Source organism: Candidatus Palauibacter sp. (assembly GCF_965261555.1).
GTDB lineage: Bacteria > Gemmatimonadota > Gemmatimonadetes > Palauibacterales > Palauibacteraceae > Palauibacter.
In genome coordinates this window covers 2,333,033-2,345,112 of sequence record NZ_OZ253465.1, presented here as the reverse complement: position 1 = coordinate 2,345,112, position 12,080 = coordinate 2,333,033, and the positions used below count along the sequence as shown (strand labels likewise).

The 12,080-nt window shown below is 68.2% G+C and carries 12 protein-coding genes; 1 reads left to right on the top strand and 11 read right to left on the bottom strand.

Going from position 1 to position 12,080, the window contains the following annotated elements; genetic code table 11:
• Positions 1–17 precede the first annotated feature (17 nt).
• The 11 genes from ACQY5G_RS10125 to ACQY5G_RS10075 all read right to left on the bottom strand — a co-directional run bounded on the left by ACQY5G_RS10125 (position 18) and on the right by ACQY5G_RS10075 (position 11,492).
• Positions 18–1,211, bottom strand: a complete 1,194-nt coding sequence (locus ACQY5G_RS10125) for a hypothetical protein (RefSeq protein WP_428273616.1) — start codon at positions 1,209–1,211, stop codon at positions 18–20.
• A 33-nt stretch (positions 1,212–1,244) separates the two neighbouring features.
• Positions 1,245–2,768 carry an amidohydrolase family protein gene (locus ACQY5G_RS10120; RefSeq protein ID WP_428273614.1) on the bottom strand — a complete coding sequence of 508 codons (1,524 nt, stop codon included), beginning with the start codon at positions 2,766–2,768 and terminating at the stop codon, positions 1,245–1,247.
• Positions 2,769–2,770: 2 nt separating this feature from the next.
• A complete protein-coding gene (locus ACQY5G_RS10115) occupies positions 2,771–3,967 on the bottom strand; it encodes a dipeptidase (RefSeq protein ID WP_428273612.1) in 1,197 nt (398 codons plus the stop codon).
• A 209-nt stretch (positions 3,968–4,176) separates the two neighbouring features.
• The gene (locus ACQY5G_RS10110; protein WP_428273610.1) at positions 4,177–5,820 is read right to left on the bottom strand and encodes a M66 family metalloprotease; all 1,644 of its coding nucleotides are present in this window, start codon (positions 5,818–5,820) and stop codon (positions 4,177–4,179) included.
• A 420-nt stretch (positions 5,821–6,240) separates the two neighbouring features.
• A complete protein-coding gene (locus ACQY5G_RS10105) occupies positions 6,241–6,834 on the bottom strand; it encodes a hypothetical protein (RefSeq protein ID WP_428273608.1) in 594 nt (197 codons plus the stop codon).
• A gap of 547 nt (positions 6,835–7,381) precedes the next feature.
• The gene (locus ACQY5G_RS10100; protein ID WP_428273606.1) at positions 7,382–7,972 is read right to left on the bottom strand and encodes a hypothetical protein; all 591 of its coding nucleotides are present in this window, start codon (positions 7,970–7,972) and stop codon (positions 7,382–7,384) included.
• A gap of 273 nt (positions 7,973–8,245) precedes the next feature.
• A complete protein-coding gene (locus tag ACQY5G_RS10095; RefSeq protein ID WP_428273604.1) occupies positions 8,246–9,010 on the bottom strand; it encodes a hypothetical protein in 765 nt (254 codons plus the stop codon).
• A 78-nt stretch (positions 9,011–9,088) separates the two neighbouring features.
• Positions 9,089–9,778: a hypothetical protein gene (locus ACQY5G_RS10090; protein ID WP_428273602.1), complete on the bottom strand. Its 690-nt coding sequence runs from the start codon at positions 9,776–9,778 to the stop codon at positions 9,089–9,091.
• On the bottom strand, positions 9,762–10,112 hold the full coding sequence (locus tag ACQY5G_RS10085) for a PadR family transcriptional regulator (RefSeq protein WP_428273600.1): 351 nt from the start codon (positions 10,110–10,112) through the stop codon (positions 9,762–9,764). The genes ACQY5G_RS10090 and ACQY5G_RS10085 overlap by 17 nt, the downstream gene beginning before the upstream one ends.
• Before the next feature lie 118 nt (positions 10,113–10,230).
• Positions 10,231–11,010, bottom strand: coding sequence for an ankyrin repeat domain-containing protein (locus ACQY5G_RS10080; RefSeq protein ID WP_428273598.1), 780 nt, complete (start codon positions 11,008–11,010; stop codon positions 10,231–10,233).
• Positions 11,007–11,492: a VOC family protein gene (locus tag ACQY5G_RS10075; protein ID WP_428273596.1), complete on the bottom strand. Its 486-nt coding sequence runs from the start codon at positions 11,490–11,492 to the stop codon at positions 11,007–11,009. The genes ACQY5G_RS10080 and ACQY5G_RS10075 overlap by 4 nt, the downstream gene beginning before the upstream one ends.
• A 169-nt stretch (positions 11,493–11,661) precedes the next feature.
• On the opposite strand from ACQY5G_RS10075, the gene ACQY5G_RS10070 reads away from it, so the two are divergent.
• Positions 11,662–12,057, top strand: a complete 396-nt coding sequence (locus ACQY5G_RS10070; RefSeq protein WP_428273594.1) for a rhodanese-like domain-containing protein — start codon at positions 11,662–11,664, stop codon at positions 12,055–12,057.
• The last annotated feature ends 23 nt before the right edge of the window (positions 12,058–12,080 follow it).

Below are 12,080 nucleotides of genomic sequence, written 5' to 3'. Positions count from 1 at the left end.
GATCTTCATGCCCCGGGTCACGGGCTCGGCTCGAAGCGGACGCGGGCGACGCGCTGGACGTCGAGTTCGTCCCTGGTGGTTCCGTAGAGCGCCGTCTCCGTGACCCACGGCGACCGCCCTCCCCGCACACGTCTCGGCCAGCGGTATCTCGCCACGAGCGTTGTCCCCTCGTAGACGTCCGCCTCGATCGTGTCAGCCCCGCCCGCCGCCGTCTTCTGGACCCACAGTCGACCCCGCTGGTCGAAGAACAGCTCGGCCAGCGGCGGTTTTCGCTCCGGAACGTCGAACAGCGGTGTGTCCAGATTGCCCCGCTCCACGTCTCCCTCCAGACGCTCCCGGGCGTATTCCGCTTCGTCGGAGGTCAGGGGCGGGCCGGGATCGGAGGGCCCGACAAGCTGCGTGACCGTGCCGTCGGGACCGTGAAGTTCGATTACGTACGACGAACTCACGGCGCTCGCCCACTCGCCGCCGGGACCGTACGCCTGCAGCCACTCGGGTCCATACGGCTGATAGAAGTACAGGAGACCCGGAAGGCCATTCCGCGTAAACTCCAGGGTCGCTCGCCCTTCCGCTGCGGCGGCAGGTTCGTCCACCTGAACCGTGTCCTGGCTCCCGTCGGGATTCATACGGATGCGCGCTTCAACGAACCGTCCCTCCCCATCAGGGAGCCGTCCCACGTCGACGAACCGTCCCTCGGCGTCGAAGACGACGGGGTGGCCGCCCATCTGCCCTGGGAAGGGGCGCCGCACGGTGCGAACGTAGCGGGCGCCGGCGTCTTCCAGTTCGAACACCGTGTAGCGTGGCTGCTGGCCCACCCACAACTCGCCCTCGGGAGAGAAGCCGACATGGAATGGCCTTCTGAACTCGCCGGGGCCGTCCCCTTCCCCGCCGAGGCGGAAGAGAAACTCCCCATCTGGAGCGAAGACGCGCACCTCGTGCGCCGGGCCGTCGGCGACGAGCATCCGCCCCGCCGGATCCGCCGCGACCGCGAACACGTTACTGAAGAGGTAGGGCTCGTCTCCCTCCACTTCTCCGATCTCGAGATCCACCGACCCTTCGAAGGTGGGGACATCGGCCTCCGGCGCCGGGGCTTCGCCGCCGGTGCACGCCGCGACCCCGAGCAGAACGATCGCGCACAGAGGGACGGCGATCCATGAGACGGGCCCGCTCGACCCTCGCGGATTTCTGGAGAGAAGCGATGCGTCCGACATGGCGAGGCTCCGCTGGCTATCGGGTCGGCTGCGTCAGGGGCGACGCGGGGGCGGCGTGCCGAGTTCGAAGTCCTCGCGGTCGAAGCGGCGGCCGCGCTTCAGCGTGAAGAGTACGGACTTGAGGTTCTCGACGCCCGCGGTGGGATCGTCCTCCAGGAAGACGAGGTTCGCGTGCTTCCCTTCCTCGACCGTCCCGATTTCCTCCGCGAGGTCGAGCGCCAGCGCGCCGTGGCTCGTCGCGGCCCGGATCACGTCGACCATGGGCATGCCGACGCGCTCGCTGAAGTATTCCAGTTCGTCGTACAGGGCCGGCCACTCGGAGCCCGGGGCCGGCGGCGCGTCGGTGCCGGCCGCGATCGGGACGCCGGCCCGCCAGGCGCGGCGGGTCAGTTCGACGCCTTGTTCGGGGCTGCACTGCGCCCGGACGCCGCGGCGGCGCGGATCCGGAGGCGGAGGCGGACCCTCGGGCCCCTCCCGCTGAGCATCCCTCGGGGCGTCGGGCCTCCGCGCGGGGGGCGGGCCGAGGCTGTCCCGGGCGAGCACGGCCATCCGCTCCTCGCGGAAAAAGCCGACCTTCAGCGTCGCGTCGAGCACCGTGCCCTGGCGCTTCATCTCCTCGAGGACCGCGTCGATACGGGGATCGTCGAGGTCCACCTCGACCATGCCGGTCCGGCGGCCGGCCAGCGCTTCCGCCATCACCTCGTCCGGGATCGCGGCGGTGGCCAGACTGCACACGTGGGACATCGACGTGACGCCCGCCCCCGCGACGTCCATCGGAAGGGCCGGGCCCACGTGCGTGTGGGACCAGACCGGGATCCCCTGGCGCCGGGCCTCGGCCGCGAGCCGCACGAGGAGGGGACCGTCGATCGAGGCGTAGGTCTTGAGCCCCGTCGCCCAGGTGCCGCGGGCCAGCGCGATCGTCTCGACCAGATCCGTCTCGTCGTCGACGACCTGCAGCCAGGGCACGCGCCCGGGCACCTCTCCCATCGACGAGGACCGCGTGCGCGGATCGACGAAGAACGATTCTCCGGCAACCAGCGCCGCGTAGTGGATGTCCGGCGCCGGGATCTCGCCGACGAGCGCCGCGCGTTGAAGTTCCGCGAGCGCACGCACATCGCCCGCCATGTCCCGCACCGTCGTGACGCCGCCGTAGATGAAGCGGTTGAGTTCGAACTCGGCCGCCGTACGGTCCGCGCGCGTGGCGAGGTGCGTGTGGCTCTCGATGAGTCCGGGGATGACGAACAGCCCGCGCGCGTCCTCGATTTCGGCCTTGGGCCAGTCTTCGAGGGACAGTTCGTCCGTCGGGGCGACCGCCGCGATCCGTCCGTCCCGGACCACGATGGACATGTCCGGCATGAGCGGCGCGCCGGTGCCGTCCAGCACCGAGACCCCTTCGTAGATGGTCGTCTCCGACTCCGCGTTCGGATTCCGGGGCGGGTCTCCGCTCCGCGATTGGCCGGCGAGGGGACCGCTCAGCGTGGAGAGCGCCGCCAGGGCCGCCTTCGCCGCGAGTGACGCCTTCGCCGCCAGACGCCCACCGGTGCCCGTTCCCGACATCATCATTCTCCCCACACGTCGCGCATGACGCGCAGCGCGTTCAGCCCGAGGATCCGCTCGATCCGCTCCGACGAGTATCCGCGCGCCTCCAGCATGCCGGCGAGCTTCCGGAACTGGTCCGGACCCTGAAGATCGGGGATGAAGGGGACGACGCCGGGACGCTCGCCCGCCGCGCCGATCCCCGCCCTGCGCCGCGCCTCCACCTCCCGGCGCGCCGCCTCGTACGCCGCGTCGAGATCGTCCACGGCCGTCGTCCCGCCGTCGGTGCCGATGCCGACGTGTTCCTCGCCGCACACCTGCACCGCGTGCTCGATGTGTCGGACCACGTCCTCCGCCACGGCCATGCCGTCCGCCGCGAGGAAGGGCATGAAGTAGATGCCCACGATCCCGCCCGCTTCGGCGACGAGCCGAAGCTCCCGGTCCGTCTTGTTGCGGGGAAGATCGGTCACCGCGCGGCAACCGGTGTGCGTGATCGCGACCGGTGCCGCAGAGGCGTCGATCCCGTCCAGACAGGTCTGCTCGCCGCTGTGGCTGAGGTCGACGAGCGTCCGCGTCGCGTTGAGTTCGGCGACGACGTCACGCCCGAAGTCCGTCAGGCCGCCGTTCTCCGGCACCATCGAGCCGTGCCCGAGCTGGTTCGGGCCGTTGTAGGTGAGCTGGATAATTTTTATGCCAAGCCCTGCGAAGGTGCCGACGCGGCCCGCGTCGTCGCCCATCATGGCCCCGTTCTGGAAGCCCTGGATGACGCCGACCCGGTCTTCACGCGCCGCCCGCTCGATGTCGCTCGCCGACCGGATCTTGAGGAGCGCCGCCGGATGGTTCCGGATGATCCGGTTCCAGCGCGCGACCTCGGCGACGGAGTACTCGAACGGCTCCTGCGGGCCGGCCACGTAGCCGATCGTCGTGTTGACCGCGGCCGTCCCGGAGGCGAGGGCGTCGGAGAGCGCCCTTTCATCCAGCGTGAGCGGTGCGTCCGGGGGGTCGCCGCCGAGAGGACCTCTCGAGCCCCGCCGGTTCGGGTTCCGGATGCCGCCCAGCATGTTGACGACGAACAGATCGGACTGGCTTCGCAGCGCACCGCAGGTTCGGAGCCGGCCCGCGACTCCCGCGACCGGGAAACCGGTGGCCGCAAGCGCCAGCCCCGCCGCGGATCCGAGGAACCTTCTTCGTCCCATGCGCCGCGCGTTCGTCGTCTTCATGGCCAGCGCCCATCAGAGTTCACCGGACCCTCCGTTCCTCTCCCGGTCTCGACCTCCCGCGATTCGGCGAACCGGCGGCAGGTACAGCAGGAATTCGTACAGTAGGAACAACGGAACGTGCAGGCACTCCTTCCGCGTCGCGTGGACGCCCGTGGAGATGCGCCGCCTCTGCCGGTCCGGGGCGGTGCGTCAGGAGGGTGGCATCGGCCTCATCGCTCGGGGATTCCACGGCTGAGTAGCACTTCGATGCCCGATTCCGACATCAGCGCTCCTCCGCTGCTTGCCGCGGACTCCGCAGCCAGATCCCGGAGAATGCCGCGTACCCGGCCGGTTCCGTCGCGCAGGATCGCCACCGGACGGTTCGTGTCACGATCCAGCACGGCAGATCCGGCCGGACCTGTGAGCGTGATCTTCGCGAGGGTGTCGATCACTTCCGACCGCACCGGAAGCGCGAAGACGAACTCCTTGTCTCCGGCACCGTCGGCCACCCGAGACATCCGGAAGCTGAGCGAGAACAACTCGTCTCCCCCGTCACCGTGCCCACTGATTTCGTATTCGCCGCGCGCCTGCGGCAGCACGGGTACGGCCTCCACCACGAACGATGGATCGAGAAACGGGTCGCCCGCGCCGTCCACCCCGCCCCACAGAAGGAGAACCTGAGCGGGGGATGCGTTCGCATCCGCAGCGACGGACCGCCTGTAGCGAAGCGCCTTGGCGAACGAGTAATCGCTGATCCACCGCGGCGAGCAATAGGACATCAGGTCGGCCGTGGGGGGCGGGACCAACGATCCGCCCTCCCGGGAGTCGTAGCCCCACGCTCCGATCGACCCGTCGCCGTATGGGTACGATGGGTCCGGATCGGCGCTGCCACACGGCGCGTGACCCAGGTGGAAGTTGTGTCCAAGTTCGTGCGCCATCGCTCGAGGAACGGAGACGCTCGTCCTGCCGCCCAGGTTCGCCAGCCCTCCGCCCGCGACGCCGCCCAATCTCCCCGACATCATCCCCATGTAGAAGCCGCGGCCGTTCTCCATGACCCTTATGGCCGAAGTCTCCCTGAGCAGCCCGTACGCGTTGTTGCTGGAAACCTGCACGGGATCGTGAGCCGTGACGTCAAGACTCCCGACCGGCATGAGCGTTCGGGTCTCCCGGAGCTGTTCATGGTTCTCGGGATCCGCCGCCATCCCTCGGACGATGTCCAGAATTGCGGAATCGGGTTCGGTGCTCCAGAGGAACGGGATCAACGTGAGGTCCAGGGGAGGCATGTCGTGCACCTCTACGGGCGCGCGACCCGTCTCAGGGATTCGCTTCGCAGTCAGCAGGCCGGGTTCCAGCGTCCCGTCAGGGTCGATCTCGATCACCATCTCGAGCCCCGGCCGGACGACCTCGCCGGGGATCGTGGCATTGGCCGACAGCAGAAAACCGCCCTCCTCGATCCCGGTTGGAACCGCGTCGCTCCCGGCGGGAATGACTGCCTCATGCGCCTGAGCACCGCCAACAAAGAACCTGGCGCGAACGGGGGGCCGCCCGGTACTCGTGCTGCGTTCCGCGGTGACGAAGACGCGGAGCAGGGCATCACGCCCGGCAACCAGCGGTACGGCGGCCCTCCGAGACTGGACGACCTGCGTCAAGTAGGCCATGACGCGCACCGTCGCTTCGGCGGACCCGGCGACTGGTCCCGCCTGCGCGGATACCGTCGCGCTGCCGCCTCCAACGGCGGTCACGAGACCCGAACCGTCCACCCGCACCACGGACGTGTCGCTCGAGGACCAAGTGAGGTCGGCTCCCGCCAACGGACGCCCGTTCTGATCGAGGACGCTCGCCGTCAGGCGCGCCGTCCCACCCTGAACGGTCAACTGTACGACCTCCGGCGAGAGCGCAACCGCCGCGGGTCTCGGAGCATCCGGGCCCGAAGGCGAGGCAGAGTCCGACGCACCCTCGCCACACGAGACCAAGGCGAGCAGTGCCAAGACGCTGAACTTGTTGATCCCGGTCATGCCCGTACCCTTCGCCATCGCTCGGAAAGCCGTAGCCCGTCTGATAACTGAGCAGCCCGTCTCTCGACGGCCGCCTCGTGTTCGGTCTCCGTCTGAGCCTTCAGGTGGCCCGCTCTCGCCTAAGAGAGCAGAAATACGGGCGCGCCCAGCCATCCTCCGGTCCCAATCCAGGTCGGTCTCATCTTTGCGCCTCCTCGGGGTCCGGTTCGCTGGATTTCCCCGGTCTGCGCGGGCTCCGCCCTTCAGCCCAAGCGACAACCTCCGGAGAGATCGCAAACCCTACGACACGTTATTGGGCGATGAAATAACGCGATAAGTGAGCTCATAGTTGGCACCATCGAGTGTGAACGAGCCCGTAACGTCGCCCTGTTCCAGCTGATCACGCGAAACCTGGACCGTACCGAGATAGTCATCAGAATCAAGCCATTGCGGACCGTCTTCATCCCACAAAGACACGTTCGTAGTCTCTGCGAACTGTATTGCAGGGAGAGTTAACAAGTTCTCCACGCTTTCACGGTCCATGCTTCTGCTCCATACGCGACGCCCGCCGACTCGGAGAAAGGCCTCGTCGCCACCAGCGTCTTCGGGTTCGTGACACCGTAGACTGACGAGTTGAAGCCAGACTGGACCGGAGGGGAGGTCTGTGGACGGTGCAGACTCCAGTTCCGTCAATCTCTCACTGAGAGCCGATACGTTCGCTTCAACTTGCTGCAACTGATCCTGTATCGCCTCAACTGAGCCGGTGAGCAGGAAAATATCTTCCCTTACCGGCCCGAAGTCACGCAAGTACGAGATGTACAGGGGAACGAATCCCATGACCAGCGTAACAAAGATCCCCAAGATCGCCCATCGCTCGGTTGTCAGCTTATCCATTTGATCTCCTCGCTTTCTCAGCACCTTCGGTTTGTCGTAGCCGCGTCGTTCACCGGGCCAGCACATCCAGGATGACCAACCCGGCGGGACGGGGCGGTCGAGTTGGAGTCCGCGGTGAAGAACTCGACCGGGATGGCTTCGGGCGCTTGACCGTGGTCGATTTCGCGGCCGGCTGTCTGCTGTGACGTCGAACTCGATGGCCTCGGATCACTCTCCTGGAACAGGCCAGCGACGAGGCGCCACTGCCCTACCCCCGAAAGCTGCACTTCCTCGCCGGGCTCGGCCCGACCGGCGGGCGTCTGGCGGCTTTGGGCTGCCCGGCCCGTTGCGGAGGCGGCCGCGGCGAGGAGGGGAACGATCCCCCGCCGACGGCTGCCTCGGCGGCGCGCATTCATGAAGCTTGCCCCAAGCGCAATGATGGGCCAGATGCGTGGGCGGCATGACCGAGTCGGCGACGGACCGGGGGGCTTGTACGATCCGTCTGGCGTCCCGCGAGGCGCGCGGGACTGGTGGAGAGCTTCGGGCGGAGCGATGAGGTCGAGCCGGGTCATGGTCGACAACCTTCCGGTGGCGAGCCCTCCCCCGGATCCCGGGGCGTGGGCGTTCCGGCGTCGCCTTCGTCGTCGAGGGGAGAGACCATGGCGATTATGCCGACGAGGGCGGGCCTCTCGGCTCGGGCCCAGAGCAGGACCTGGTATCTGCCAACGGCGGACTCCCCTCGGCGAGGGACAGAAAGGGTTGGGCACGCGTGGCCCGGGCTCTCGCAGCGGATCTGGTTCCCTTCTTCATCGTGGAGGCAAAGAGTGATGTCCCGCACACGGTCGTCGCCCGCAGCCGCGAAGCGGTAGCGATAGCCCGGAGGGACGTCGAATCCGTACCTCGGGTGCTCGTTCCCTTCCAGGCGACCAACGACGACGCCCCAACCGTCTCCTCCCGGAAACTCGCCCGCGACATGGTCATCGCCATCGTCAGGATCGGCCAACACACGGTGCCAGGCGAGGATGCGGTCGAATACCTGAGCGAGAGGAGATCCGTCGTCCGGCAGGCCCTGAGCGTTCAGCTCGGTGGAGGGGGCGAACAGGGCGAGGAGCGGCACGATCCCCCACGGAAGTCTGGTGAGCGAACGCCGTGTGCCCATCGCCTGCCTTCTCCCGAGCTGCGATCTCGCCTCTCACCGAAACGAAAAATACCGTGCCACCACGGACTTCAAATATGTATCTGCCGTCGGTGTCGCGACATACGCCAATATTTATGGATATTGGCGCAGAGAATGTGCTTTAGGGTCATAGTGAATGGGGTCCCCCGAACGGACTTCGTCAGCGGGAGCGGCGTGGCGCTCACGGCCCACCGGGAGGACACCTCCTCCGACCCACACGGATCCTGGCCCCGCAGGCTCACGGGACCCGGCCTACTACGGCCCCTCGTCGAGGAGTGGCGCGACGTGCTCCGAGGCGAAAGCGGCGAGGAGTTGGTCCGGGGCGATGCGGTCGAGTTCGGAGAGGGTACAGCCCGGCCACCTGTTCGACCTCCGGGCCAGGGTTCCGCGCGAGAGCCCCACCTGCTCGGCGACCCGCTTCCATGAAATGCCCAGGGCGCGAAGTTGCTGCGCTCTCATGATTGCGAGGGCGCCCAGGAATCGGCTGAACGTCGTGCGCCCCGAGGCACGGGCCCCGAACTGCTGGAACAGGGTGACCGGGGAGCAGCCCACCGCCGCCGCCAATTCCTTCACGTTGCGGACCGGCGTGTTGCGAGCCTGCCGGAGGCTGTGGACGATCGCGGCGCGAAGAGCCGGTGGCGCGCCGGACCGCCGGATCTTCTCCGACAGTTGCAGGAGCGCGGACACTCCGCGAGCGGCCTCGATGCGCGGCGCAAGCTCTCGCCCGACGTCCTCGAACCAGACGAGATCGGCCACCTTCACCCGGCTCAGCACGGGAGCGATGGCGATCTCCCGGTCCGCCACCAGGATCACCGGAACCCATGGGAGCTTCCGCTCGATCTCGCGCAGGAGGTCGAGCCTCGCCGCCAGCGACCGGCCGCGGCTGCTGAACACCAGACACTCGATGCCGCGCCCGTCCTCCGCGAGTTCCGAGACCGTGCGGAAGACGCGCGCCTCGGTTCCTGCCACGCTGCTCATGGTTCGCGCTTCGGCGGCCGAGCCCGCGAAGATGCCGATCATCCCTGAATCATCCGTCCACGTCCGTCCGCCAGCGGGTTCGCGGACGGGGCAGCCGACGGCCCGCGCAAGTCCCGGCGACTACGCCAGCGACTTCGCCGGTCGGTCGGGGGCCCACTCCCGGCCGCGCGACCACAGCGCCGTGGCCACGAGTGCGAACGACGCGGACCACACCCAGTAGGCGACGCCGAGATGTCCGTACATGAAGAAGCCCCCATCGACCGTGACCGGGAGTGGGCGAAGCAGGAGTAGCGCCCCGAATCCAAGCGCGGAGACGCTCACGGCGCCGAGCACCGGCCCCAGCCAGTCTTCGCTCCGGCGGCGGACGCGTCCCAGCGCCGGCAGCGTCATGACCATGGCCAGGTTCGGGAGCAGGCCCAGGATCCAGCCGTTCGTCAGCGCGAGTCGCAGGAACTCCCAGCCGGAGGCCGACATCCCGAAGTCCGGGCGGGACGGCTGAAACGCGACGATGCCGAACCCGGGGAGGAGAAACGACAGCGCGAACAGGCCCCAGCCAGCCAGCAGCAGGGGCTTCCACCCGGGCGTCTCCGACTTCGCGAACTCCCGAAAGAGGGCGGTCGGTTCGCCGATCTCTTCGTGGACGGCGGCCTCGAACGCAAGGGCGGACTCCGGCGAGGGTCCCAACTCCAGTTCCTCGGAGGCGTGGGACCGCAGGTGGTCCTCGAGTTCGTCCAGTTCGAGCGGAGAGAACCAGCGCTTGTCTTCGAGGTCCGCCCGCCAGTCCCGGATCTCGTCATCCAGCCGGAACACGGCTGCCTCGCCAGGATGTCTCGAGTGCCCGGTACACCGATCTCCAACTCTCCCGGTCCGCCGACATCTGGCGGCGGCCGCGGGCGGTCAGCCGGTAGTACTTCCGCCGGCGTCCTTCGTCGGTCACCTCCCAGTAGCCCTCGATGAACCGGTCCCGCTCCAGGCGGTGGAGGAGGGGATAGAGCATCCCGCCGGACCACTCCAGGTCGCCATCGGAGAGTCGCTTTACATGCTTGAGGATCTCGTATCCGTACTTGTCGCCTCCGGCCAGGATCGAGAGCACCAGCGGGCGCGAAGATGCCGCGACCAACTCCTTGTAGATCGACTTTTTCATCCGCTTCATCCACCCTCGATAGGTAGAGGCATAAGATATGTGGAGCAACTATAGGAACGGGCGGACCCGGGCCGCAAGCCCGCGTTGAGGGGCCGGGATCCTCCGGAGCCCTGCGCCCTCAGGGGCGTGACCGGGTTTGTCTACGGCGCGCCAGGAGGTATCCGAGCAAGCCGAGACCGAGGCTTCCCACCGCTACTCTCGTCGCGATGTCCCGAAGGAACCGTTCCCGTATCGCCGCGCGCCGCGATTCTTCTTCCCGGATCATGTCGACCACGCGCCGGTCTTCAGCCCAGCCTGCGGGAGTGGCGCCGAGAGCTTTCGCCGACAGGTCGGCGCCCTGCCGAATCAGCACCTCCGCCACGCGCGGATTCGGCAGCCCCGTCAATTCATCATCGGGCAGTCTTCTGGCGGCGTCGTGAAGGGGCGTCCGCCCGTCGAGCATCGTCGCGTTCACGTAGGTGACCCGGGCGAGTTCTTCCACGACGGCAGGGTTGTCGTTGAACAGGGCCGCAAGGTGCAGGGGCGTGCGCCCCGGTTGGTTCACGGCGTGGACGTCCGCGCCATGCTCGAGGAGCGCGCGGACGACCTCCGGGTTCTCGTTGAACCGGGCCGCCTGATGAAGCGGCGTTCGAAACGCGGGTCGCGACGAAGCCTCCAGGTCGGCCCCCGCCTCGACGAGCACGGAAATCACCCCCGCATCGTCGGCGTACCGCGCCGCAAGGTGCAGGGACGTCACGTTCCAGGACGGAGTTCGATCGTGAACGCTGTACCCCGCGGCAAGGCACTCCCTTACCGTCGGCGGGTCGGCCGTCCTCCAGAACTGCTCGGTCATCCAGCCCTCGCACGGGGCCTGGGCCGCACCCTGTGCCGCGACCAGAGAGACGAGAAGCGGGATCATGCCCCGTCCTCCCGGAAGGCGCCCTCGTCGCCGGGAGGATCGGCGGCGGCAGCGGCCTCGTCGTCGGGAGGCCCGGCCGCGAGGGCGGCCTCGAGATCCAGCCAGAACGGCTCCCAGATGTGCCCGTCCGGGTCCGAGAAGGCGCGCGCGTACATGAAGCCGTAGTCCATCGGCTCCCGCGGCTCGTCCGCTCCGTGCCCGAGCGCCGTCGACATGAAGCCGTCCACTTCCTCGCGGCTCTGCAGTTGGAGCGAGACCAGGACCTCCGTGGCTGCGCGCGCGTCCGCGAGGGGCCGCGGCGTGAACGTGGCGAACCTCTCGTGCGTCACCAGCATGGCGTAGCTGTTGCCGCCGATCTTCATCCCGAGCGTCTTCTCGTCGCTGAAATCGTCGTCAAAGGTGAAGCCGAGCGCCGCGAAGAAGGCGCGGCAGCGCTCAAGGTCCTCCACCGGGAGGCTGATGAAAACGTTCGTCGTGTCCATGACCCAAGGTTGGCGATCGTGGCAACCGCGACAACTCTGTGCGACGGGCACCGGCCCGCACTTGCACCGGGTCGTGCGCTACGGTACAACGAGCTTGGCCCCGAAGCCGGCCGACGCTTCCCCCTGAGCGCGGGCTCGACCGACCCGATGGAGCAACCCGGAGCGATACATGAACGCGTCCCAGTTGGAGCACTACAAGCAGAAGCTCGCCTTCGAGACCGACTCGTGGGACCTCTTCGAGATGCTGGGCCGGGACGAGCCCGTCGTCGTGGTCGACGGCCGTTCGGCGGGGGCCTACGCGCGCGAGCACATCCCCGGCGCCGTGAACCTGCCGCACCGCGAGATCAGCGCCGAGACGACGGCGTCGCTCGACCGGTCCCGGCTCTACGTCTGCTACTGCGACGGGATCGGCTGCAACGCCTCGACGAAGACGGCGCTCAAGCTCCTCGCGCTGGGCTTCGAGGTGCGCGAACTCCTGGGCGGCCTCGACTGGTGGAAGCGCGACGGCTACGCGACCGAGGGCGCCGGCGCGCAGGCCGGAACGGAGATCGCCTGCGGCTGCTGAGCCCGCCGCGGCGTTCCCGCGGG